This is a genomic window from Trichocoleus desertorum ATA4-8-CV12 (assembly GCA_019358975.1).
In the GTDB taxonomy this organism is placed as follows: Bacteria; Cyanobacteriota; Cyanobacteriia; order FACHB-46; family FACHB-46; genus Trichocoleus; species Trichocoleus desertorum_A.
In genome coordinates this window covers 43,927-68,649 of the sequence record JAHHIL010000003.1, presented here as the reverse complement: position 1 = coordinate 68,649, position 24,723 = coordinate 43,927, and the positions used below count along the sequence as shown (strand labels likewise).

The window sequence follows — 24,723 nt, the reverse complement described above, 5'->3', positions numbered from 1 at the left end:
AACAGCATGAAACAAATCTGCCAAGCCTGTTCGTAAAAACAGCTACTCAGCTATTTTTTTCAAAATCAACTGGTGTCCTTTATGAGTAATTTCGAGCTTTGGTAGGAAGCTATTGATAAATGCGTCAATGCCTATTTTAGTATTTTGGTTGGGGTTGTCTGGAAACTTAAAGTCGTAATCATCGAATACTAATAGCCCTTGAACTTTAACCAATGCCCAGCTCAGTACCGCATCAATCAGTACATCGCAAGCGAGATGAGAACCATCAATATAGATGAAGTCATAGGTATTAGATGGCAGTCTTTTTAGAACCTGATGAGACGAGCCTACTGCTTTTTTGACCTTCTCTGAAGCACCAGATTGTTGAATATTGAAATCAAATCTGTCCTCTAACGACTTGATGTAGTCGGGGTCGTAAGATTGATGCTCGAAGCTGCCCTCAAAGGTATCTACGCAGGTAATGGTTGCAGAGGGATGAGTTAACGCATTTTCTAACAGCCAGCAGGTTGAGCGTCCTTCCCAGCTACCAATTTCTAGACAAGTTAAATTGGGTTGTCCTACAAACTGCTGTAAATGCACTTTCCAGGTTGGAATATTAAAGCTAAACCAATCCGACGTAAAGGTATAGCTTTTAGCCGCAGTGTGGAGTTTGTACCTGGCATCAACTAATCTTCTTGCAGCGTCAGCATTATTTGCATCTAGCTCTACAGCCTGTTTCAGGTAGGTTTCTGCTTGTTGAAATTGCTGCTTTTGGGCGGAAGTGACTCCTAAGTTGAGAAATATTTTGGAAAGATGAATCGGATTAATGCTTGCCTGGATCTCTAAACATCTATGGAATGCCCCAAATGCTTGGTCTAAAGATCCTTGCTGATGAAACACTAAACCCAGGTTATTATGGGCGATCGCAATCTGGTTTCTCAATAGAGCAAACTTAGGATTTTGGCGAATCTTATCGTTTACAAAGCAGACATCAAATAACTCATGAAAAGGATGGATTACGGCTAGTTTTTGTAGCACTCCCTCTAAGAGATTGAGATTTACTTGCTCAAAGCCTTGGGTAAATGCTAGCGAGTGAGTTGCTGATGCTAAGAACTGTCTCCCTTCTGGCTCAAATATTTTCAACTCTATAGAAAGTCGAATCAGGATTAGCGAATTATTAATATCATTGGGAAGTAGCTTGGCAATATAGGAACGAACCAGCCAAGCGTTTTTCCAATTGGCATTCTGTTCGTATTGCTCAGCCGTTGTCGCCAAAAATTGAAGTAACTCGACGATGCGGTTTTGCTGCTGACTAGCATTTTGTTGCGCCAGTGCTGACAACCAAACATTTTGTGCTTCCGGGGCTCGCTCTGCCAGGAGCAATGCCAGAATCAAGGAGGTATGGTCAGTCACTTCTACGGGTTCTGATTGAATTTCTGCCGCATAATTTGGCATTACCTCACGAGTACCTGTGGGGGCAACAGGTTGTGTAGGCTGCTGGCTATGGGTCATGGTTAAATTCCTAGAAAAACGGGTGGGCAATTTGGCTATAAAGAACGAATGCCCATTTCCAAGCCTCGATAGACACCCGTTAAAAAATCTAAATCTAAAGTTTCGAGGCGATCGCTGGGCTTATGATAGTGCGGATTTCGCAGGTTGGCCGTATCTGTCACCATCAAAGCGCGATCGCCCCGATCCCAAAAGGCTGCATGATCGCTGCGACGGGTGTCTGGCAAAATTAGGCCTCTTTTTCCCGCAGGCAACCAACGGCAAGGCACTCCTGCCCGACGCAAATGATGGCTGAGGTGAATTAAGTCAGGAATGGTTTTTAGATTGCCAATCAAGCCAATAAAGTTGCCTTGGTTGGGAAAAAAGTACTTGAGGCCAGGAGGATACTGTTGGGAGTTGGGGCTGCGATCGCAATAGCCCAGCATTTCTAACGCCAGCATTAACCGCAGTGGCTCCTCCTGTAGCGAGTTTGCATAATAGGTGCTGCCTGCAAGGTTATAGCTCGTTTCTTCAAAATCAAAAGCAACCAATCGAATCGGATGACGGGCAGGTTCTTGGCAAAAAGCTTGCGCTAGCTCCAGCAACACTGCTACCCCAGTGGCATTGTCATCTGCGCCGGGAGAGCCTATAACGGCGTCATAATGAGCCCCAATCAAAATTGGCAGTCTGTCTCTGTTCGCGTTCGTCGTGGCCGCTGGCAAATCCAAAATCAAGTTTTGCAGGCTCATCCCCTGAACCTGAAAGTTTTGGATCGCTACTTGGCCCCATTGTTCTAACTGCTGACGGATATATTGTTGAACAAAGAAGTGGCCAGCGGTGGCTAAATAAGGATCGCGATCGCGAGCAACCTGTGTTAAATGATGCTGTAGTCGAGCTTTTAACTCCACCCAAAACTTCCATTCCACTAGACGATAGTGGCAACTTACCAGGAAAAAATGGCTGCGCCTAGCTAAGACTTTTCATGAAAAAACTCTCTACTTAGGGTTAGTAGGGGGTTTCACCCCATGGGTGGATTATTTCGTGGTAAGAGTTAGTATACTCTACTACCTAGCTACCAGAAGTTGTATACAGCACTACTGTATTCAACGTTTCGTGCATCCTCTCAAGCATTTATCCATGTTGCTATTTTGTCTTGTCTGGGTTGCATCCCAAGCAGAGTACTTTTTGTCATCGGGTCAGAGTTTGTTTAAGGCTCCCGAACGTCTACTCAGCAACTTTCCTGCCAAGATGCTTTCGGTAGTAAACCGACCCCCTCATAAGTCCACTTCAGCTTGGCTCCAACCCTCCGTTTCCTCCAGCCTTTACAGCACCTATTCGCCTAGGCTTGCACTTCTGACCTCATCCCCGCGCCCACAGCGTCAAAGTGCTTTAGTCTCTTCTTCAACCACCAGCTGGTTCAATCCGGTTGAAAATCCACTTTTTTCTGCCAAGTTCAGAGTCACGCCTGCCGTTGTTAATGCTGGTATTACGGGTATCAAAGTAGAACCCCAGCTCTGGGCTGCCCGTTCTCTAGCCATCACCTCTAATGCTGGCAAGAACTTCATGGATCACTATCCGGGCCAAGTTCTGCGACTGTTTAAGGATTTGTTTTCTTGGCAGGGGCATGAAAATAGTCTTAACGCTGCTAAATCAGTCGTGGTTGTCCGAGCCAGCCGAGCCATTACCCCAGAAGCCAAGACTATAGCCAGTGGGCAGCAGAAACGCCCTGCCTTTCTACACACTGCCTTTATCCAGAATTTTTCATCCCAGTCTGCTCATCGCACCGTGTTTCAAGTGTGGGTGAGAGGGTATTTAATTGCTGAGCTGCCAGCTCGTGATCAAGCTGAATTAGTAGCCTCAAGATTTAAGCAGATCTTACAAAACCCTCACTTTAATGCGGCCCAACTGCAAGTGGGTCTGACTCAGGGAAATCCGGCTGGTAAATTGGGCGATCGCGTTTTGTTTGCGGTTGATCCGGCGATCGCTGCTCACATGAACCGCACCCGCGAGTTGCTAGCAGTGGAGTGGGTTAACAACTTACGCATTGCTTTGTCAACCCCACCCCTGACCTTAGCGGAAGCCCAGGCTAAAATGTACGGCTTGGTAGAAACGGATCGCAAGATTGAGGGGCTGGCTTCTTGGTACGGCCCCTATTTTCATGGCCGATTAACCGCCACCGGGGAAACCTTTAACCAAAATGAGCTAACCGCCGCCCACCCTTCGCTCCCCTTCGATACCTATCTCAAAGTCACAAACCTCAACAGTGGTCACTCAGTCATTGTCCGAATTAATGACCGTGGCCCCTATGTAGACAACCGAGTCCTAGATCTATCGCGGGAAGCGGCCCGCCAAATCAACAGCGAGGATGCAGGTGTGATTCCCTTCCAAGCGGTGATTATGCAGCCCAATGGACCTCAGCGCATCGCTACGGGTTCCCAACTAACGGCTGGCCTGTAGGTTGGAGTGAGACGGCAGCACTGGCATCACAATGTGGTGATCGCGATCGATGTTCAGCCACCCTTCTTCGCGCAATTGGCCCAGCAGTCGAGTTACTGTGACCCGTGTCGTACCGATCGCATTGGCTAAGTGCTGATGAGTTAACCGAACTCCCAAGCGAGTGCCTTCGGTCGTTGGAACACCAATTTCTTGCTGGAGCAACAACAACAGATGGCATAGCCGATCTTTAACCCGGCGGTGACCCACTAAAGCTAGAATCGCCTCGGTTTGTCGTAAGCGGCGGTTAATATGGCGCAGAATGCCTTTGGTCAAGGTAGAAGATTGTTCTACCTCAGAGATTGTTAGCCGCATTAAATCTACAGCGGATAGAGCCGTAGCTTGGTAGGGATTGGTGAGGGTGAATGGTAAGCCAAAAGGCATGGAAGGTCCTGCTAAGCCAAGTAAAGCTTCGTCTCCATTGGGATACAAAGTGCTTAGTTGCACCACACCCCGACAGACAATCCAAATTTCGTGGGGAGCCATGCGGATAGCTTGACCACTGCTATAGGGGTATAGGCTTCGACCTGCGTAAAGCTCCTCTAGCAACTGGCGTAAGTCGGGCTGAGAGCTTGCTTCAGAGGCAAAAGAATGGAGCATACCAAGAACCCAGGCTAAATCTCTTCCTTAATCTAGATGTTTGAGCTCAAGGAAAGTTAATTGCTGGGTTCAGGCTTGGTTAAGCTTTGGTTATGCTACCTGTGATTTTGCTCACAAAGTCCGCTGACAAAGTAGCAGTATGGCTCAACTAGGGTAACTGCTGCTTAGGGCAAGGTCAAGTATGCTGGCTTACACTTGCTTAAGCGGAGCCAGAATGAAGGCAGCGAATAGCTTCTAGCAAACCTCTGGCTTTATTGAGGGTTTCTTGATACTCGCGTTCTGGCTCTGAATCTGCTACTAAGCCTGCTCCCGCTTGCACACTCACCCGATACTTGCCATTGCCTTGGCTGCGTACCACCATTGTACGAATGGCGATCGCGGTATTGAGCTGCCCCTCAAAATCGTAGTAGCCATAAGCCCCAGAATAAGGCCCTCGCCGACAAGGCTCTAAGTCATGGATAATTTCCATTGCTCGAATTTTAGGAGCACCACTGACGGTGCCCGCCGGGAAGCAAGCTTTCAACAAATCCCAGGCTGTTTTGTCAGCAGCCAATTCGCCGATGACATTACTGACGATGTGCATGACGTGAGAGTAGCGCTCAATCACCATCACCTGATCAACTTTGACTGTGCCACTCCGACAGACACGCCCCAAGTCGTTACGACCCAAATCGACCAGCATCACATGTTCTGCAATCTCTTTTGGGTCTTGGAGCAAATCTTTGGCCAAAGCCTCATCCTCTGTAGGAGTCTTGCCACGGGGACGAGTACCCGCGATCGGGCGTAAAGTTGCAGTTAGAGGGCTTTGCGGGTCAGTAGTCCGTTCGGCTTTAACCATGACTTCTGGACTAGAGCCAATAATTTGCCAGTCTTGGAAGTGGAAATAAGCCATGTAGGGCGAGGGATTGATGAGGCGTAGGGAACGGTAGAGCGCAAACGGGTCACCACTGTATTCTGTACTCAATTGCTGCGAAATCACTACTTGGAAAATGTCACCCGCTTTGATGTGCTCTTTCGCTCTCTCCACATTGGCGCAGAACTCAGCTTGTGAAGTGTTGCTGGTGTAGTCCAGGGGAGGCGCTTGTCCACTATTACTGCTAGGTGGTGTCCAAGCCAGAACGGTATCGGTGCCAGAGAGCGGTAACTGTAATTTGTTAACTAACTGTTGGACGCGATCGCAAGCTTGCTGGTAAGCCTGAGCCAGATCTACATTGGGCGCTTGCACATCGGCATAAGCGATCGCCCAAATTTTGCGCTTCACTTGGTCAAAAATCAACAAGTTGTCTACCTGCATCCACAGACCATCGGGAAGGTCTGTCTCTGTAGCGGGGTAAACAGGCACGCGGGGTTCCATCCAGCGAATTAATTCATAGCCCCAGAACCCAAATAGTCCCCCAATACCAGGCGGTAGCTCTGGCAGTTTGACAGGTTGGTAAGGTTGCAAGCAACTCGCCAAAATATCTAACGGATTACCGGAAAATTCCTGAACGGAACCATCGCGATGAGTTTGGGTAGTGCGATCGCCCCTTGATTCCAAAATCCACAGCGGATCGCAACCCAACAAGCTATAGCGAGCCAGTTGCTCACCCCCTTCTACAGATTCCAGCAAAAAACTGTAGGGTTGTCCCGCACAAACTTTATACCAAGCTGAAACAGGCGTTTCCAAATCTGCCACCCATTCCTGGTAAACCGGAATGAAATTACCTTGCTGAGCGAGGGCTGAAAATTGCGAAAAATCCGGGAAAATCATGGCTGTATGGTTCAGTCTGGGTGGGCCTCAAGTAAACACTTTACTGGCGAAATGAACTTACCGAAAATCTGGGTCTAAAGCCCCGTCCTTCTAGGACGGCTTTTTACGCTATAACAGTTGGAGTCAACTTACTGGCGGGTCATGCTGGTACTTGAAGCAAAGATAAAAGGTAAAGTGCAACAGTTCGAGGCTTTGGATGAAGCCATTCGGACCTTTCGCTTTATCCAGAATTCTTGCTTGCGCTACTGGATGGATAACGCCAAAGTCAGCCGCAACGATCTGTACAAACACTGCAAGGTGTTGGCAGACAATACGGAGTTTCCCTGGGCAAGCAAGGTTAACTCTCAAGCAAGACAGGCTGCGGCTGAACGGGCTTGGTCGGCGATCGCTCGGTTCTACGACAACTGCAAGATCAATAAGCCCGGTAAGAAGGGTTTTCCCAAGTTCAAAAAGCACTCCACCCGTGCATCTGTGGAATACAAGGTAACGGGATGGAAACTGTCGAACGACCGGAAGTCCATCACCTTCAAAGACAAAGTTGGGGCAGGTCGTTTCCAGCTGAAGGGGACTCGCGATCTGAGCTTCTACCAGAGCGACCAGATCAATCGAGTGAGGGTCGTTCGCCGTTCTGATGGCTACTACGTTCAGTTTGTTCTGGACGTAGAGCGAACAGCAGATCGAGAGCCTACCCGAAAAACGATTGGGCTGGATGTGGGGCTGAACCACTTCTATACCGACTCCGATGGAAATACGGTGGAAAACCCGCGACATCTGCGAAAGGCTGAGAAACGGCTGAAGCGGTTGCAGCGCCAAGCATCTCAGAAGCAGAAGGGATCGAGCAACCGCCGCAAAGCGGTCAAGCGTTTGGGTAAGGCACATCTGAAAGTTCAACGCCAGCGTAGAGACTTTGCTGCAAAGACAGCAAGGTGCGTAGTGAAGTCTAACGACTTTGTGGCGTTTGAAGACTTGCAGATCCGCAACCTGGTGAAAAACCGCCATCTGGCTAAATCCATTAGCGATGCCGCATGGGGTGAGTTCAGGAGATGGGTTGAGTATTTCGGCAAAGTGTTTGGCGTGGCTACGGTTGCTGTTGCACCCCAATACACCAGCCAGATCTGCTCGAACTGTGGTGAGACGGTTAAGAAGACTCTCTCGGCCAGAACTCATGTTTGTGGACCTTGTGGGCACGTTCAAGACAGAGATCATAACGCTGCGATCAACATTCTGAAGAAGGGTCTAAATACCGTGGGGCACACGGAAATTCAAGCTTGGGGAGAGAACGACCTCTATCTGAGTCAGGCAACTGGCTTAGACAAGTTGGCTCGGTGAACCAAGAATCCCCGCCCTTTAGGACGGTGGAGTGTCAATTAAGTCATGCCTTGTTGAGGGTGGAGAAACGAATTAAGACACTTCCTTATTTAAAAAGTAAAGTCTCGGAGGGAGCAAGCCATCCGAGACTCAACTGTCTTTGTCCTGTCAATCAATTAAACTGCACTAAGTAGCCATCCAAACACCCTGAAAGAATTTTTGAATTTTCAAAAACGCCATCAAGTTTTGAGATGGGAACTCAAGCAAGCCCGTCCTAGATGCTATAAGTTGACTCACCACTAAATTTCACTTTAGCAGGGTCAGTGTTTTGACCAATGCGGCGTTCTTTCTTACCTACATAAGGACGACCTGCATTCACCTTCTCAGGGAATACGCCATCCTTAGGATGCAGATACTCCATTTCGCCGTTCGGAAAAATCCGATAGATCTTATAGTTAGTGATTTTGAATTTTGCCCGCAGTTGCTGGCCTCCGAGGGCGATGCAGTGCTCTTTACGAGCTAGGTACAGCAGGTTGTCACCTTGCCGCATAACTGCCGCTCCACCCGTTGGCATTTCAAACACTTGTTCTTTGGGGCTAGTCCAAGTGATGGCGTACTTCTCTTCGACTTGAGCTTTGGTTAGTAGGCCACCTGTACTGCCGCCAAATAAAGGAGTTTGTCCAGTAAGGGTTTCTGCCATGAATTTCTCTCTGAACGTCTGAACGTTTTACGGCATCCTATCACTGAGACGAGACACGTCTATCTACTTTGTCAGGAACTGTTACAGTTCTTCAGTATTGCGGCTTGATAATTCTTTAGATTATTTCTTTAGATTGTTAAGGACGAGTGGATACCCGCTTGTTTCGGAGCTTGGCGTTTCCTTTTTGAGGGCTAGGCGATCGCGTCTCTCGTCCCTCTTGACTAATTGGAATCGTGAAATGGAAGCGGCTCCCGCAATCTCGACCTGCCGACTCGGCCCAAATTTGCCCGCCTAACCCGGTAATAATTTGACGACAGATGGCTAAGCCCAGACCAGTACCGCCTGTGGTTCGACGCAATGCCCCTTCTTCTTGATAGAAGCGATCGAAAACGGCTTCAAGACGGTTGGGTTCAATGCCTCGGCCCGTGTCTGTGATCGTCACCTCTAGCATTTGGCCCCCGTTCCGACGCGCCTCAATGGTGACTTGGCCCTCTGGTTCAGTAAATTTGCAAGCGTTTTCCAGCAGTTTCGAGAGGACTTCCACCAACCATTCGCCATCCGCTCGCACTAGTGGCAATTCTGGAGGCACTTGGGCCGCAATCCGGGGTAACTGATCTTGAGTTTGCCGCGAGTGAATACTGCTTAGAGCGAGATCTACGCATTCCTGCAAAGGTAATGGCTCCAAGTTCCACTCTACCCGCCCGCTCTCCAGGCGCGATAGGGTCAAGAAGTCTTGCACCAGTTTACGCATCCGCTCAGCATCGGTTAAGGCTGTGTTGAGCATGACTTGCCGCAGTTCCAAAGGCATATCTGGCTCGCTGGCAAGGCTTTCTAGGCATACCTGAATGGTGGAGAGGGGAGTACGCAGCTCGTGCCCGGTAATGGCGATCAAGTTACTGCGGGTGCGATCGAAGGCTTCGAGTTGCTGGTTAAGATCTTCTAAGTTGGCGTAGGCTTCTGCTTGAATCAAGGCGACTCCCACTTGGGTGGCGATCGCCTCTACTAAAGACAACTCATCATCGGCCCAACGGTGAGGGAAAGCACCACAGTGATGCAGTTCTACCATTCCCATTAAGCGATCTTGATAAAGTAAGGGCACCATTAGCCAAGAGCGAATCTGCCAGCGATCGGTGAGTGCCTGCACGTCTGGGGTGGCAAGGACGCGGACATCTTTGGCCGTATCCTCAATGTGGATAAATTCGCGCTTTTGAGCGATTTCTTGAAATAAAGGATTGTTTTGAAGCGGCCAAGCTTGACCACTTAAAGAAGGTGCCGTTGTCGGTGCTGTGCTGAGTGCAGGAGCCGTTGTCCCATTTTTTATAGAGTCGGCTATAGAGTCGGCACAAATTGCATTGTGGCTCAAAAACTCATACTGAATTGTGGCTGTCGCATCTGTGGCACGGCAACGATACATCAAGCAGCGACACACTCGGAGGGTTTGTCCGAGTTCCTGCACTGCCACCTTAAAGATTTCGTCTGGGTTGAGCGATCGCCGAATCGCAGAGCTGATGGAGTTGACTAACCGCTCTTTGCGCTCTTGGGCCGCGATCGAGCGATAGGTTTTCAGCAGCTTGTACTGGCCCGCTTGGAGATAAGTAAGCAGTCGCTCCACAAAAGGATCGGGATCAACGCCTTGGAAACCAGACGGCTTTTCCACCAAAAATTCGGCTTTAGCTTGGGCTATTTTTTTTACCAGTTCTGGTCGATACACCAAAACTCGGTCTAGCAAAAGCTCAGCAGCTCTGCAAGTCGCTTGGCGATCGAACGTCCAGACTCCCTCAAACCGACGAGTCTGATCCATTGCAGGCTGTTCTGGTGGTGGCACTGCGTCGCGCCGAATATTGACTCCGCTGGTCGCCTCTTCTCGCTCTCGGCAGACTAAACAACTCGCGTACTGCTGCCCAATCACAATTAGGTGCCACTCGTGGCTTAATTCGTCAGCAGGTTCAAAGGCAACTGTTTCGTACCTTTCAGAGCGGTTGGCAAAATCGGTTTCTGGGGCTGCTAAGACATAGACCTGATCAGTGCGCTCTGCGATTCGTAGATAACGATGCGCTTCCTGCCGATAGAAACGCTCTCGCTGAAAGCTAGCAATGACTAAGGGCCGCTCTGTCCCTGCCAAAACCTGGTCTTCCATTGCGTGAGACAGCGCTGTCAAGGAAGACTTGAAGTACAGTTGCGGTCTTAATTGGGGTAGAGCTTGTAGCAGAGCTTCCAGCAGGGAAGTGTTGGTACTCATTCAGGTTTTTATCAGTCCGTCGGGACACAATCCACGTTAGAGCGGGGTTGAGGTAGACTGCGCCTATTTTCCAAGCTGTAGCTCAAGCTACAGATATGGCAGCAATCTAGCAATCAGGCTGGCGGCAAAGGGTCAACAGACAACAAAGCACTCGAACCACTGACCTCAACTTATCTTAATCAGGATTAGGGGTGGGCGGTTACTAAAAGTTCTGTTTCCTATTTTGACTGAGCGATCGCCTGTTCACCTAATGAAGTTTGCCGTTCGATACACGACCTGACAAGACACCGCCTGGAACGTTCTTACCTTCGCGATCGTTTATCCCACTACGTTTTACAGTTTCTATTCCTTTGGGAGTACGACCAAAGAAGTAGAAACGGTGATGTTTTCGAACTCTAAATCTCTGAATTCTTAGGTAGCTTTTAGCATTTAGAAAAAGAGGCATAGGAACAAGCCACAACTCTACTTTTCATACATCAATCACTCGTGTTTTTTTATACATCCGCATATTCAGTGATGCCATTAGCTCAAGAACCTGCTGGTTTTATGACAACTTTATAAAACACAATTTTTTTATAAAGACTGTATTGAAAATCTCTTTGCTTGATTGTTTTCCGTAGATTCGCTTCATAGGATGAGTCTGTAACTTACGTAACTTTTCGTAGTTCACAGCGATGAATACTAAAACTTTTTTCTCATGGGTGCCTGTCGTAGCTGCGGGAGCAACTGCGGTTTTCGGTTTTTCTACCCAGGTCAGTGCTGCTACTGTTAATCTCGGTTCCGCAACAGGCTACAACGTTTTCGTGTTAGGCGATGTAGACCTTGATTCTGATACTGAAGGTAAAATGGCGATCGGTGGCGATGCGACCCTTCGTAACTACAGTGTCGGCTTCAAAGATCAAGGTGGCGATGCCTTGGTCGTTGGCAAAAACCTCAACTTCCAGGGCGGTACCGTTTACGGTAATGCCTTTGTAGGTGGTACTTCTACGGTCAGTAATGTTGACTTCCAAGGTGGAGCACTGAAGTCGGGTAACCCGATTGACTTCGGCAAAGCAAAGCAATCTTTGCTGAATTTGTCAGCATCCTATCTGTCTGGCTCTGCTAGTCAAGCAGACATTAAAGAGGGTGGGATTACTTTAGAGGGCAACGGCTCTAATAATGTCTTCAACCTAGCGGGCGCAGCTTTGAACAACGCTAGTAGCTTGAACTTTAAAGGGGTAGGCAGCTTTATTGTTAATGTCAGTGGCGAGAACATCGACATCAAGAATTTTGGCTTTAACCTCGGCGGCGTTGAAAAGCAAAACATTCTATTCAACTTCTTTGAAGCCACTAACCTGACTGCTTCTGGGTTAGGGATTGAAGGTAGCTTCCTGGCTCCCAAAGCCAAGGCTGTATTTAACAACGGTCAGATGAATGGCACTCTAGTAGCCGCTAGCTTAGAGGGCAATGGCCAGTTTAATCATGTAGGTCGGCCCCCAGTTGAACAGCCCCCTGCTAGTGTTCCTGAACCTGCGGCTCTGACTGGCTTAGGCTTTGCGGCAGCAGCTTTAGCAACATCTCGTCGGAAAACTAAGCAGGCTGCGTAGCAGCAAACCTGTCAAACAACAGCTCCGAAACTAGAGCCTGCCTAGTGGATTTGATTGAGAACTGAGATGTCTTTAGTGTATAGTCGCAAGCTTATAATCGAGAGCTGTTTGTGGCAAGTTTGATAGTTATGAATCCCTGAAGTGCGAGTGAAGGCTTACCGCAAAAGTCTTCACTTTTTTTGTAGGTAAAAGAACTCTATAACTGCAAAATCAGTCGTGCCAGATTGAAATAAATCAGCACGCCCACTACATCAACAGCCGTGGTAATGAAGGGAGCGGACATCAGGGCTGGGTCTAGCTTGAGATACCGAAAGAGAAATGGCAGAGCCGAGCCAGATACTGAAGCAAGCAGCGCGATCGCCACTAAACTCACTCCCACAGCCAGCGCCACCAAAAAATTGCCTTGGAGAAAGTAGGCCCAGACGATCGTGATGGTCCCCAAAATTAGGCCGAGTAGAAGTCCTGCGATCGCCTCGCGTCGAATAATGCGAAGCGCTTCTTTCAGACGAATGTCCTCTGTGTTCAAGCCTCGAATCACGACCGTAGAGGACTGAGCGCCGACATTGCCCCCCGTTCCAGTCAGGAGGGGAATAAATGCTGCCAATGTCACCACCTGCTGCAACAACTCTTCCTGAGCTTTGATAATAGTGCCAGTCACAGTATTGGTCAGCAACAATACCAAGAGCCAGACAACCCGTCGTCGCGCTACGGTTAATAAATTAGTTTGGAAGTAGTTGTCACCATCGGCCTGGACACCACCCAGCGCATAAATATCTTCAGTGGTTTCCTGCTCCAGAATATCGATCACATCATCGACCGTCACAATCCCGACCAGCCGTTGCTCTGCATCTACCACGGGCACAGCGAGGAAATCGTAGCGCTGAATTAAGCGAGCTACTTCTTCTTGATCAGTATCTGTCTGCACAAATAAAGCATCACGGGTCATGATTTCCCCAATCGTCTGCTGAGGCTGTGCCACTACTAATTCCCGCAAGGATAGAGTTCCCGTTAGGCAACGAGCCGCATCGGTTACATAAAGGTAGTAAACAGTCTCAGTATATTTCGCTAGGCCGCGAATTCTCTCCAAAGCTTGAAAAGCCGTGAAGCTCTCCTTTAAGGAAATATACTCAGGCGTCATAATCCGCCCCGCTGTGCCAGATTCGTAGCCCAACAGCAAAGCCGTAGACTGGCGTTCTAGCGGACTTAACTGCTCTAGCAGGCGGGTAACGACCTTAGCAGGCAATTCATCAAACAAGCGCACTCGGTCGTCGGGAGACATTTTGTCAACAATGTTTAGCACTTCCTGACGCTTAAACTCTTCAATTAGAGCTTGTTGCACCGAAGGATCTAAATACTCATAAACTTCGATCGCCTCATCTTTTGGTAACAAGCGAAAAGCAATCACTTGGAGGGTTTCGGGTAAGCCCTCGATCGCTTCGGCAATATCAGGCGCTTGCACAGGCACCAACAACGCCTTCGCCCCCGGCAAATTTCCTTGCTCTAAGAGGGTTTGGAGTTGCGATCGCACCAATTGTCGTAATTCAGTTCGGGAAGTAGGTTGCAAAGGAGAAGAGAGATACTCAGTCAAGGCGGCTGCCCCCAGTTCAGGAGTACGTCACTTGCTGCCTTTAGTCTACGAGGAAGTGGCAAGCGATCGGTATATCGCTAACTCCAAGTTGGTACTCAATCTGAGCCTCTTGGTCAATAGCAATTAGGTGGCTGATTCAGGGGAATCCCAACCAGCAAAATTAACGTAGCAGAGTACTAGTCGATGATGAGATCAAATTAGCAAAAACACAGCTTTGATTCAGATTCTGCCGAGTCAAAGGTAGCTATAGAAATTTTTTTCCTGATCAGGTGCCCAAAGTTCCGTATCAGAAAGTAGCAGCTCTGAGATGGATACTTCCTATGCACACTTATCAATCTGTCATAGCAGTTGGTTTGCTGACGGTTGCCTGGGCATTTAGTTTGCAACCTATTAGCTATAGCTTACACAATTCTTCGCTATCTGTTCACACTCAAGAAGTTCTAGCATCCCAAAGAAACAATGGTGTAGAGCCTCATCGTGGCAGCGGCAGGTGAGGGTATGGTTAAACTACCAAACTATTTTTGACCTCCCATTCGGCCCAGTTAAGCGCTTCGCAAAGTATCAATTAAAACCAGCTTTGGGTTGAAAAACTAGTGACCTAAAGCTTATTTTTCTATTCAAGCAATATATTTTAGTACTACGGGTGAGGAGGAGCGGTAAACCCACAGGGGTAAACCTTTCAATTAGATTAAATTGAGGAAGAGAAATTACTTCAGCGATCAATTAAACGCTCTATAGTTGGGCCATCACTTTATGTAAAGGTTCGAGTGGCGGGAGTAGCAAATTCCTGCAAAATTATTTCTGAGAAGGAAATCTTATTTATTCCCAAGTGCCGAGCAATAATCCTTGTTTAGGAAAAATCACTAGTGCTTAAACTACCTGCATGCCTTAAGCTTAAGGGTGTTCACCGAAGAGAGTAGCTCAATAGTTGTCCAACCAAGGTGGAACTATTACCAATTTCTCAAATTTTTATACACAAATTGTATATTCACCTAGTCGCTCCTGCGGGGCACGGCTACTGCTATGACTAACGACCTAGATCTGATCAAACGTCTCAGCCCTAGTGCCATGGATCAGATCATGCTTTATTTGGCATTTAGTGCCATGCGTACTAGTGGGCATCGGCACGGAGCCTTTTTAGATGCGGCAGCTACCGCCGCCAAGTGTGCTATCTACATGACCTACTTGGAGCAAGGCCAGAACCTGCGTATGACAGGACACTTGCACCATATAGAGCCGAAACGGGTCAAGGTGATTGTTGAAGAAGTTAGGCAAGCGCTAACAGAAGGTAAGCTGCTGAAGATGCTGGGGTCTCAGGAACCTCGCTATCTAATTCAGTTTCCCTACATTTGGTTGGAGCAATATCCTTGGCAACCTGGGCGATCGCGCGTTCCTGGTACCAGCCTCACCTCTGAAGAGAAACGCCAGATTGAGCAAAAACTGCCCGATAATTTGCCAGATGCTCAACTGATCAATTCCTTTCAATTCATGGACTTGATCGAGTTTCTGCATACGCGATCGCAAGAGGATTTAGACCCAGACCGTCAAATGCCCTTGAGCGAGGCATTAGCAGAACATATCAAACGACGCTTGATTTACTCTGGCACAGTCACGCGCATCGAGTCACCTTGGGGGATGCCCTTTTATGCCCTGACCCGCTCTTCTTACTCACCAGCCGATGATGAGGAGCGCACTTACATTATGGTGGAGGACACGGCTCGCTACTTCCGCTTGATGAAAGATTGGGCTGATCAGCAGCCTCGGGTGATGCGGGTCTTGGAAGAACTCGATATTCCTACGGAAAAACTGGATCAAGCCTTGCAGGAACTGGATGAAGTGATTCGGGCTTGGGCCGATCGCTACCATCGAGTGGGCGGACAATCCATGATTCTGCAAATGGTGCTTGGCCCCCGTGAGGAAGCAGGGTCTTCCTGGTAAGTCAAGACATTCATCCAAAAGTTGAAAATCGGGATGACTGGATTCGAACCAGCGGCCCCTTCGTCCCGAACGAAGTGCGCTACCAAGCTGCGCTACATCCCGTTGTAGTCTTAATCAATCAAGTTTAGCGTACCATAGGCACAAAGATATTGTGATGTGCCGCGACTTGTTAAGATTAATCATACATAACTTCAGCAATCAAAACTCAGCGTGGTCGTTAAGCCAGAGTGGTTACGGGTCAAAGCTCCTCAGTGGGAGCGAGTCGGTAGTGTTAAAGAAATCCTCCGAGATTTAGCACTCAACACCGTCTGTGAAGAGGCATCTTGTCCAAACATCGGTGAGTGCTTCAATCACGGTACAGCAACATTTTTGATCATGGGACCCGCTTGTACTAGAGCTTGTCCCTACTGCGATATTGATTTTGAGAAAAAGCCCCAACCGCTCGATCCGACTGAACCCGATCGCTTGGCTGAGGCAGTGCATCGATTACGCCTCAATCATGTAGTCATTACGTCTGTCAACCGAGATGATCTACCTGATGGCGGCGCATCGCAGTTTGAGCGCTGTATTCAAGCGATTCGAGCAATTTCTCCCAGCACGACGATCGAAGTTTTAATTCCAGATTTGTGTGGCAATTGGCAGGCGTTAGAGGCGATTTTGCAGGCGCAGCCAGAAGTGCTCAACCACAACACAGAGACTGTACCTCGGCTCTATCGGCGTGTTCGTCCTCAAGGCCAGTATGAGCGCACCTTGGAATTGCTAAAGCGATCGCGAGAACTAGCCCCTTGGGTTTATACAAAGTCTGGCATCATGGTGGGCTTGGGTGAAACTGACGCAGAAGTGCGGGCAGCCATGCAGGATCTACGAGCCGTAGATTGCGACATCCTCACAATCGGTCAATACTTGCAACCCAGCCAAAAACACTTGGGCGTTGCAAACTTCGTCCCCCCAGCCCAGTTCGACGCTTGGAGAGAATTTGGTGAGTCTATCGGCTTTTTGCAAGTCGTGTCTTCACCTTTAACCCGCAGTTCTTACCATGCTGAGCAAGTAAGGGTGTTGATGGAACGCTACCCTCGTACCATTGGTGTGCCCACAGCCAACCTTTTACCACTGGATTGAGAAAAGGGCTGTGCAAACTGTAACGCTGGCAGTACTGGGATCAGGCGCATGGGGTTCAGCCTTGGCAAACTTAGCAGCCAAGCAGGGTCATTCCGTGCGCCTTTGGTCACGTCGCCATTCTCAAAGTTTGGGAGAGGTAGTAGAAGGGGCTGACTTGATTGTGTCAGCGATCTCTATGCAGGGTGTGAGACCTGTGGTGGAGCAGCTACAGTCCCTAGCGATCGCCGAGTCGGCAATTTTAGTCACCGCAACTAAGGGTTTAGATCCCACAACAACACTCACTCCCGCCCAAATTTGGCAAGCAGCTTTTCCCAGGCATCCAGTTGTGGTACTATCTGGACCCAATTTATCGAAGGAAATCGAGCAGGGATTGCCTGCTGCCACTGTAGTTGCGAGCGAGAAGCTGGTCGCAGCTGAGCAGGTACAGGCGGTCTTTTCGTCCGGTGTTTTTCGGGTTTATACCAATCCCGATCCCTTAGGGGTAGAACTGGGTGGCACGCTCAAAAATATTATTGCGATCGCGGTTGGAGTTTGTGACGGTCTCCAACTGGGAACCAATGCCAAAGCAGCTCTTGTAACTCGTGGGCTCACAGAAATCATTCGAGTTGGCACTCACTGGGGAGCAAAAACAGAAACCTTTTATGGCTTATCTGGTTTAGGTGACCTGCTAGCCACTTGCAATAGCCCTCTGAGCCGCAACTACCGAGTTGGCTATGGTTTGGCTCAAGGTCAGACGCTTTCGGAGGTACTAGCGACTTTAGAAGGCACGGCTGAGGGCATCAACACGACTCAAGTGTTAATTCCGCTGGCTCGTCAACACAATATTTCTGTACCTATTTCGCATCAAGTCTATCGCTTGCTAGAAAGCGAAATTACGCCGCAACAGGCCACCGAAGCCCTCATGCTGAGAAATACTAAACCAGAGTACAACCTTCTCAATTTATAGAAGCGAAGTTGAGTTAGTACAACCTACATCAAAGCTTAATTAGAAATCAGCTCTAGGTGCAGATCTAGTGAAATTCGTCTAGTGATCAGGAAATATTGGATCGGGTGATGTAGATTAACCTAACACCTGACCTGAGTCACTCATGCTTTCCTATTCTCTCTTTATAGTTTGGATAGCTAGGTAAAACAGGTTTTGACTGCATCTACCTACGAGTAGATCTCAAATTGGGTGCGAGTAACAAGACGGGTGCCTACTGTAGAGCTAGTTGAAGCATGAAGCTAGCCCTTGAGCCGTTAGGACTCAAATCTTACCTAGGAGGTCTGGCTGTTGAATTTGCCGCTGATGGTTATGGCTCAAATCATGTTAAGAAAGCTTGACGGATTTGGCTGTGGAACTCTCAGCAGCGTTCTGAAGTCTGACATGACGGGAACAATAGCAGCGAGACCTAGCTAGCAAGCCCCATAATTACCCGGAGCGACTGAGACGATCACTATGCCAGCAACATCTTTTTACGCTGATGCAGAATATGACGATCAACTGAACGCTACTAGCTTTCGGTTGAGCAATGAGGACATCGAACCAAGTGTAGATGATCTCGTTGACTTAGACATGGGGTATGCCGATCCAGTCGGTGGGGTACGCAAAAATGTGAGCCGCCGCACTACCGATTTGGTGCGCTTGTATCTCCAAGAAATTGGCCGGGTTCGCTTGTTAGGGCGAGATGAAGAAGTTTCGGAAGCGCAAAGGGTTCAGCGCTACATGCGATTGCTGGAGCTACGTAATGAAGTAGCAACCGCAGGAGATGAGCCTATTAAGCGCTACGTTGATTTAATTGAAGCTCATGACTGTTTAGCGTCTCAACTGGGTCATCGACCTTCCTTAGAGCGTTGGGCCGCTCAAGCAGGCGTTACTGTCGCAGACCTAAAGCCAATTGTGGCTCAAGGAAAACGTCGCTGGGCCGAGGTTGTCGCGCTAGAGGTGACAGAGCTGGAGCAGATCCAAACAGAAGGTCTGCGAGCCAAGGAACACATGATCAAAGCGAACTTACGCTTGGTTGTATCTGTTGCTAAGAAGTACCAGAACCGGGGCTTAGAACTGCTAGATTTGATTCAAGAAGGCACCCTAGGCTTAGAGCGAGCCGTGGAGAAGTTTGATCCCACAAAAGGTTATCGCTTTAGCACCTATGCTTACTGGTGGATTCGTCAGGGCATTACACGGGCGATCGCGACCCAGAGCCGTACGATCCGCCTACCTGTTCATATCACAGAGAAGCTAAACAAAATTAAAAAAGCTCAACGCAAAATTTCTCAAGAAAAAGGGCGCATGGCCACGATTGAGGACATTGCCAAAGAGCTAGAAATGACTGCTCCGCAAGTTAGAGAAGTATTGCTGCGAGTCCCCCGCTCTGTTTCTCTCGAAACCAAAGTGGGTAAAGAGAAAGATACAGAACTAGGAGATTTGCTAGAAACCGAGGATGTCTCACCTGAGGAGATTTTGATGCGGGAATCTCTGCGTCGAGATCTTCAACAACTGCTGACAGACCTCACTAGTCGGGAGCGGGATGTGATTTTGATGCGGTTCGGCTTAGGGGATGGTCATCCTTACTCCTTGGCTGAAATTGGTCGAGCTTTAGACTTATCGCGGGAACGAGTCCGTCAGATTGAAGCGAAAGCTTTGCAAAAACTGCGTCAACCCAAGCGGCGTAACCGGGTGCGAGATTATCTAGAATCCCTGAGCTAAGAGCTAGTACGAAGACCTAGAGAGGTTTCTGAGCGCCAATCGCTCCTAGGGCTTTCGGGTTGGTTCTAAATAATGGTAGATTCGTACCAGCCCCTTAATTAAATATTATTGTCAACAAGGTGATTCTCTTGATAATAACCTTGTTGATTGTGTATCCTTCTCAATAAGAGACTTTATTGGGAAGGTTGTTTATGTCTCTCTACACCACGTCTTCACTAAAGGCTGAACTGAACGAGCGAGGCTGGCGTCTAACACCGCAACGAGAGACTATTTTGCAAGTGTTTCAGAATCTCCCCAAGGGAAATCATCTGAGCGCTGAAGATCTGTACAATGAGCTGCAAACCGATGGGGAACGAATCAGCCTATCCACCATCTACCGGACTTTGAAGTTAATGGCCCGAATGGGAATTCTGCGCGAACTAGAGCTGGCAGAGGGCCACAAACATTACGAGCTAAACCAACCCTATCCCTACTATCACCACCATCTCATTTGCGTCCGCTGTAACAAAACAACTGAGTTTAAGAGTGACTCGATTCTAAAAATTGGCACAAAAACAGCGCAGAAAGAGGGATATCATCTGCTGGATTGCCAGTTGTCAATTCATGCGATCTGCCCAACTTGCCAACGTTCATTAACGCCAATGTAGAAAATTAGGGTGTTTTAGGTGCTAAAAGCGTCCATTGCGAACGTCGCGATCGCTGACCCCATAAAAACGCTGAGCCGCCGCGATCGCTCTTTGCGTTGAGGGTCCCATGTCTCCATCTAATGAGCCTGCGTAGAAGCCTCTAGCTTTCAATCGTCGTTGTAACTCCAAAACGCTGAATTGATTGGCAACTGTTCCGCTTGGATTAGACGTCGAACCAGGTAATGCTGCTAAAGTGGCGCTACCTACAATACCATTGGCAGGAAGCCCCCTAGCTTGCTGGAAGCGAATGACAGCGGTTTCAGTTAGAGAGCCAAAGTAACCTGTGATAGGGCCGTCGAAGAAGCCTGCGGCTTTGAGCCTAGTTTGTAAGTTGGTGACAGCAGGACCAGTATCGCCTCGGCCCAGCGATGAACTACTGCTGGAGACGGGAGTGGGAAAAGGATTGTTATAAGGCTGAGCTGGGTAAAATGTCGTTGCAGCTGTGCTTGGATAACGCTGTAGAACTGCCTGCGTGTTGGAGCCAACAATCCCGTCTGGTTCCAAGGCATTTGCCTGCTGAAACCTAATGACAGCGGCTTCAGTTGAAGACCCAAAATATCCTGTCGTTGCGTCTTCATAAAATCCTGCTGCCCGCAAAGAGTTTTGCAAGGTACTGACTGCGTCCCCCGTAGCACCTAATCTTAGGGCTCCTGATGTGCCTGATGCAGTCGTTGCTTGGTTGAAACCTTCTAATGCTGATAAAGTTCTCTCACCCGCAATCCCATCAGCAGCCAGCCCCCGCTCTTGCTGAAACCTGATTACTGCTTCTTGAGTCAGGGTGCCATAGTAACCCGTAATGGGCCCGTCATAGTATCCTTGGTTGCTGAGTCGAGTTTGCAGTTCTGTTACTTCAGGCCCACTATCACCATTCTCTAGGGCATGGACGGCACTCACAAAGCTGACAATAGACAGCATGACGACAACTGGCAATAGCCTGAGTAAAATCCAGCTAGGCAGCCTTAAGCATTTCAGTGCATTAAATGAGGAAAGGCGAAAATTGGTTGAAGCCAGCTGACTCAAAGGAGCCGTCTCGTAGGTCGAGGCTAGGTGAAGATAGGCAAGGTTTTCCATAGAACTTCTGTAAAGTGCTGACTCACGAGCCAAAGCTAGAGGATGCCTCAAACTTCTATTGGCTATATTTTATGGCATTTTTATTGGGGTTAATCAGTAATTTTACAGAGAATTTATTTTATCTGGAGAACTGACTGGTGATGTGAAGTGGCCGGTTGAGCCAGACGATACTGCAAAATATGAGTCCAAAAAGGAAGCTGCTTGATCAGGCTAATCAATTTACACGCTCGGTATTGCCTGCTTTTACCCAACCTGTGCGATCGCTATCTTCTATTCGGACTCGCTGCCACACTTTGTCGGGGCTTTCTTCTAGCACTACTACCCGGCTGTTATACTCGATACCACCGATTTGGTTAGAATTACTGCCAGGGCCATCCCGCAAAATTAGACCAATGGGCTGCACTACGCGAGCTTGATAGGCACCTGGTTCTAAAGCAGGGGTTGGTGCGGTTGAGCTGTCACCTTGAGGAGCCGCAGTATTCCCGGAGGCACCTGAGGCCGCTACAGCAGCTTTAGTTGCAGCGGGCTTATCGTTCGCAAACGTGGGCCTTGGGGGAGGAGCGGTAAGTTTAGTGACAAAATAACGGGCAGCCACCACTCCTCCTAGACCTAGGAGAGCGATCGCCAGTGCAAAACCCAGCAAAAACTTTATCAGGTTTATCAGGCCAGACCATTTCATGGCTAAAACCAAATCAGACTGTATTCTACATTGCCGATCCCGAATTTATTTGGATTTAGTTGAGGAATCTTCCGTAGCTTGTAAAGACTAGCAGCCGAATAGTCCTGCTTCGCTTTAGTCAGGAGATTGCAGAGAGCGGGAGACGCGGCTACTTAAGCCACCATGCCGAGATGCTAAACGTGCTTTGCCAGCGGCAGCCCAATCTTGAAGAAATTGAATTTGCTCCCGTGCGGTTTGGGCCAATGGCACCGTTTGGCTGGCTGCTTCCAAAATATCGTCGGTGGTGAAATCCCGATTTTGACTGAAGCCGATATGCATCGCCTCTATGATGGTTTGCTCAATCTCCGCGCCTGAGAAGTCTGGAGTTTCGTAGGCAAGTCGATCCAAGTCATAACTTTTCAGGTTGTGGGGTCTGAGGCGAGACAAATGCACCGCGAAAATGGCTCGACGCTCTTCTTGGCTAGGCAACCCCACAAAGAAAATCTCATCAAATCGGCCCTTACGTAGCATTTCAGGCGGCAGTGCTTGGACATTATTAGCAGTTGCGACCACAAAAACGGGAGAAGTTTTTTCTGCCAGCCAAGTAATGAAAGTACCAAAGACCCGGCTAGTTGTTCCTGCGTCCCCTTTGCTATCAAAGCCAGAGAAGGCTTTGTCTATTTCGTCAATCCATAGCACGCAAGGCGCTAATGCTTCTGCTAGCTGAATCATTTGGCGAGTGCGAGATTCTGACTCACCTACTAACCCAGCAAATAGCCGTCCCACGTCTAGGCGGAGTAAAGGCAAGTGCCAGTGATGGGCGATCGCCTTGGCGGTTAAGGACTTGCCAGTGCCCTGAATGCCTGCCAGTAACATGCCTCTAGGGTGTGGTAGGCCATACTGCCGAGCTTTGTCAGAAAATGCACCGCCTCGCCTCAACAGCCAATCTTTGAGGTTATCCAGACCCCCAATGTCCGAAATTTCCTCGGTAGCAGGATAAAAATCCAAAATCTGGGTTTGCCGAATCGTCTGGCGTTTTTCTTCCAAGATCAAATCTACGTCGTCTGGTTGCAGCTCTCGGTGCGTGGCGATCGCTCGTGCCAATACCCGTCGAATTCGCTCAATAGAAAGACCCTGACAAGACCGCACTAAATCATCTAAAGTTCGGCCTTCGAGAGACTGGCCTGTCGCCGCCAACAAGCGTTCAATTTCGACTTTGATGTCTGTAGGAGTAGGTAACGGGAACTCCAAAACAGTGATAACTTCACTCAGCTCATCCGGAATGGTAATTTGTGCTGCTACCAGAACTACATTCTTAGGCTGGGACTTTAGCAATCGGGCCAGATTCCGCAGCTTCCGAGAAACAGAAACATCTTCTACAAAGCGATGAAAGTCTCTCAGAATAAAGATTGCAGGGGCTGTCGCAGGAAGTTTTTCGATAAACTCTAGGGCTTGTAGCGGATTACGCTTACCAAAGCCCACGTCATTGGGGTTGCCTTGGTAGCCATCGACAAAATCCCAGATATAAACGGCTCGATTGCCCTGATGTTTCGCAGACTGCGCGATCGCTGCCTCCACTCGCTCTTCTTCACGAGTCGAAATATAAATCAGAGGATAGCGGGCTCGCAGCAGTAGCTCGAACTCATCACTAAAGTTCATAAGGAAGACCCAACTCAGGACAACGACATCAAGAAGGTAGCTGTTTTTTCAAAGCTTCTAAAGAGGCCCAGCGACGATCCGTTCCTGAAGTAGAGAGTGAGTCCGAAAGCTGGATACCAGCACACGCTTCATCACAGAGCTGTCGCTGGGGAATTGCAAGACACAATTGCTCATAGAGCCACTTGCCAGTATCAAAAGAACCTTGAGGAGACAAGCTTTCTACCAAATCTTCCATTCCCACCTCGCGATCTAAAATGATCGCATCTGCATCACTTGCTGCTTCATCCAACCAAATCAGCTCGGAAGTATTCACTACCAAGCGATGATTGTAGTTTTGCAGACAACGGTGGCAAGCCAAAGTGATGATAGTCTCGGCTTGCGCTGAAACTTCCAAATAGTTGCCCCGATGAGTCACCTTGAGTTGGCCTTGAACGGGGGTCAGGGTTTCTAGATCGGGAAGAAACTCTTTAAACTCAAGAACTTCTGTCTGCTCAGGAGCTCTTGTTAGCTGAGGAATATAAATGGCGTCCATACAGATTGTGTGCCAGTCAAAAAGTTGAGATGCTACTCTACCCTAGCAATTTATAGCTTTGAGTTTCGGGGCAACGGTAGATGAAGGCTTAGTTAGCTTGTCTCTGTCTGCGCCTGCTTCACAACCAAGCGCCGATCTGGTTCTCGCCCCCGACTATAAGTTTCCAGGTCGGGATAAGACTTCAAAAATGTATGAATCTGCCGACGCTCAGCGGAAGAGAGCGCCTTCATTTCAACCTCTTGGCCTGTTTGTCTAACTTGCTCGGCTGCCTGCTCTGCCATAGACTGTAACTCGGCTTGACGACGGGCGCGATATCCTGCCAACTCGATCGTATAGGCTTTTTGCTGGTCTTCAGCCTGACCTAAATTAAGAATAGTGTTGGCAAGATATTGAATCGCGTCCAGAACAGCACCATTAGTCCCCGTCAGTTGTTGAATTTGCTCTGGAGTCAGCCCTGTTTCGTCAATAGTCAACCAATAGTTGGCTCTGTCTTCTAGGGAGTTACTGGTTGTGGGTTCTGTAGAACCCAAATTGCTGGATGCTTGCTCAGCAACCTGTACATCTACAGGCAGATCCACTAATCTCAATAACTCCTGTAGCCACTCTCGACCTTGTTGCACGCGACGACTGTCCTCCGGAACGT

General features: G+C 48.6%; 20 protein-coding genes and 1 tRNA gene. 8 read left to right on the top strand and 13 right to left on the bottom strand.

Features of this window, described 5'->3' with window-relative positions; all coding sequences use genetic code 11:
* Window positions 1–42 precede the first annotated feature (42 nt).
* The gene (locus KME12_04605) at window positions 43–1,491 is read right to left on the bottom strand and encodes a class I SAM-dependent methyltransferase (protein MBW4487050.1); all 1,449 of its coding nucleotides are present in this window, start codon (window positions 1,489–1,491) and stop codon (window positions 43–45) included.
* A 35-nt stretch (window positions 1,492–1,526) separates the two neighbouring features.
* Window positions 1,527–2,375, bottom strand: a complete 849-nt coding sequence (locus KME12_04600) for a M28 family peptidase (protein MBW4487049.1) — start codon at window positions 2,373–2,375, stop codon at window positions 1,527–1,529.
* A 655-nt stretch (window positions 2,376–3,030) separates the two neighbouring features.
* Between KME12_04600 and KME12_04595 the strand changes: the two genes are divergently transcribed.
* Window positions 3,031–3,924 (top strand): septal ring lytic transglycosylase RlpA family protein, encoded by an 894-nt coding sequence (locus KME12_04595; protein ID MBW4487048.1) that lies wholly within the window; start codon window positions 3,031–3,033, stop codon window positions 3,922–3,924.
* Here KME12_04595 and KME12_04590 read toward each other — a convergent pair.
* Together KME12_04590 and trpE are read right to left on the bottom strand one after the other, a co-directional pair.
* Complete coding sequence (locus KME12_04590; GenBank protein ID MBW4487047.1) at window positions 3,907–4,560, bottom strand: Crp/Fnr family transcriptional regulator; 654 nt, start codon at window positions 4,558–4,560, stop codon at window positions 3,907–3,909. The two genes, KME12_04595 and KME12_04590, sit on opposite strands and share 18 nt — an antisense overlap.
* A 199-nt stretch (window positions 4,561–4,759) precedes the next feature.
* The gene (gene trpE, locus KME12_04585; GenBank protein ID MBW4487046.1) at window positions 4,760–6,310 is read right to left on the bottom strand and encodes an anthranilate synthase component I; all 1,551 of its coding nucleotides are present in this window, start codon (window positions 6,308–6,310) and stop codon (window positions 4,760–4,762) included.
* Between the two features lie 141 nt (window positions 6,311–6,451).
* Between trpE and KME12_04580 the strand changes: the two genes are divergently transcribed.
* Window positions 6,452–7,639 carry a transposase gene (locus KME12_04580; GenBank protein ID MBW4487045.1) on the top strand — a complete coding sequence of 396 codons (1,188 nt, stop codon included), beginning with the start codon at window positions 6,452–6,454 and terminating at the stop codon, window positions 7,637–7,639.
* Between the two features lie 253 nt (window positions 7,640–7,892).
* Here KME12_04580 and KME12_04575 read toward each other — a convergent pair whose 3' ends face one another.
* Together KME12_04575 and KME12_04570 are read right to left on the bottom strand one after the other, a co-directional pair.
* Window positions 7,893–8,318: a photosystem I reaction center subunit II gene (locus KME12_04575; GenBank protein ID MBW4487044.1), complete on the bottom strand. Its 426-nt coding sequence runs from the start codon at window positions 8,316–8,318 to the stop codon at window positions 7,893–7,895.
* 136 nt (window positions 8,319–8,454) lie between these two features.
* Window positions 8,455–10,557, bottom strand: a complete 2,103-nt coding sequence (locus tag KME12_04570; GenBank protein ID MBW4487043.1) for a GAF domain-containing protein — start codon at window positions 10,555–10,557, stop codon at window positions 8,455–8,457.
* A gap of 674 nt (window positions 10,558–11,231) precedes the next feature.
* Here KME12_04570 and KME12_04565 point away from each other — a divergent pair.
* Entirely contained in the window at window positions 11,232–12,143 is a 912-nt protein-coding gene (locus KME12_04565; GenBank protein ID MBW4487042.1) for a choice-of-anchor A family protein, read from the top strand.
* 196 nt (window positions 12,144–12,339) lie between these two features.
* On the opposite strand, the gene mgtE is transcribed toward KME12_04565, so the two are convergent.
* Window positions 12,340–13,731, bottom strand: a complete 1,392-nt coding sequence (gene mgtE, locus KME12_04560) for a magnesium transporter (GenBank protein ID MBW4487041.1) — start codon at window positions 13,729–13,731, stop codon at window positions 12,340–12,342.
* Window positions 13,732–14,754: 1,023 nt separating this feature from the next.
* Between mgtE and hetR the strand changes: the two genes are divergently transcribed.
* Window positions 14,755–15,669 (top strand): heterocyst differentiation master regulator HetR, encoded by a 915-nt coding sequence (gene hetR / locus KME12_04555; GenBank protein MBW4487040.1) that lies wholly within the window; start codon window positions 14,755–14,757, stop codon window positions 15,667–15,669.
* 28 nt (window positions 15,670–15,697) lie between these two features.
* Here hetR and KME12_04550 read toward each other — a convergent pair.
* Window positions 15,698–15,771, bottom strand: a tRNA-Pro gene (locus KME12_04550).
* Window positions 15,772–15,879: 108 nt separating this feature from the next.
* Between KME12_04550 and lipA the strand changes: the two genes are divergently transcribed.
* The 4 genes from lipA to KME12_04530 all read left to right on the top strand — a co-directional run bounded on the left by lipA (window position 15,880) and on the right by KME12_04530 (window position 20,121).
* Complete coding sequence (gene lipA / locus KME12_04545; protein MBW4487039.1) at window positions 15,880–16,788, top strand: lipoyl synthase; 909 nt, start codon at window positions 15,880–15,882, stop codon at window positions 16,786–16,788.
* A gap of 10 nt (window positions 16,789–16,798) precedes the next feature.
* On the top strand, window positions 16,799–17,734 hold the full coding sequence (locus KME12_04540) for an NAD(P)H-dependent glycerol-3-phosphate dehydrogenase (GenBank protein MBW4487038.1): 936 nt from the start codon (window positions 16,799–16,801) through the stop codon (window positions 17,732–17,734).
* Window positions 17,735–18,226: 492 nt separating this feature from the next.
* A complete protein-coding gene (gene sigC / locus KME12_04535; GenBank protein ID MBW4487037.1) occupies window positions 18,227–19,474 on the top strand; it encodes an RNA polymerase sigma factor SigC in 1,248 nt (415 codons plus the stop codon).
* Between the two features lie 191 nt (window positions 19,475–19,665).
* The gene (locus KME12_04530; protein MBW4487036.1) at window positions 19,666–20,121 is read left to right on the top strand and encodes a transcriptional repressor; all 456 of its coding nucleotides are present in this window, start codon (window positions 19,666–19,668) and stop codon (window positions 20,119–20,121) included.
* A 21-nt stretch (window positions 20,122–20,142) separates the two neighbouring features.
* Here KME12_04530 and KME12_04525 read toward each other — a convergent pair whose 3' ends face one another.
* The 5 genes from KME12_04525 to KME12_04505 form a co-directional block, all read right to left on the bottom strand.
* Window positions 20,143–21,075, bottom strand: coding sequence for a peptidoglycan-binding protein (locus tag KME12_04525; GenBank protein ID MBW4487035.1), 933 nt, complete (start codon window positions 21,073–21,075; stop codon window positions 20,143–20,145).
* 370 nt (window positions 21,076–21,445) lie between these two features.
* Window positions 21,446–21,910: an SH3 domain-containing protein gene (locus KME12_04520; GenBank protein ID MBW4487034.1), complete on the bottom strand. Its 465-nt coding sequence runs from the start codon at window positions 21,908–21,910 to the stop codon at window positions 21,446–21,448.
* A gap of 114 nt (window positions 21,911–22,024) precedes the next feature.
* Window positions 22,025–23,548 carry an AAA family ATPase gene (locus KME12_04515; protein MBW4487033.1) on the bottom strand — a complete coding sequence of 508 codons (1,524 nt, stop codon included), beginning with the start codon at window positions 23,546–23,548 and terminating at the stop codon, window positions 22,025–22,027.
* A 28-nt stretch (window positions 23,549–23,576) separates the two neighbouring features.
* Window positions 23,577–24,080, bottom strand: a complete 504-nt coding sequence (locus KME12_04510; GenBank protein MBW4487032.1) for a DUF177 domain-containing protein — start codon at window positions 24,078–24,080, stop codon at window positions 23,577–23,579.
* A 92-nt stretch (window positions 24,081–24,172) separates the two neighbouring features.
* Entirely contained in the window at window positions 24,173–24,700 is a 528-nt protein-coding gene (locus KME12_04505; protein ID MBW4487031.1) for an RNA-binding protein, read from the bottom strand.
* Window positions 24,701–24,723 lie beyond the last annotated feature (23 nt).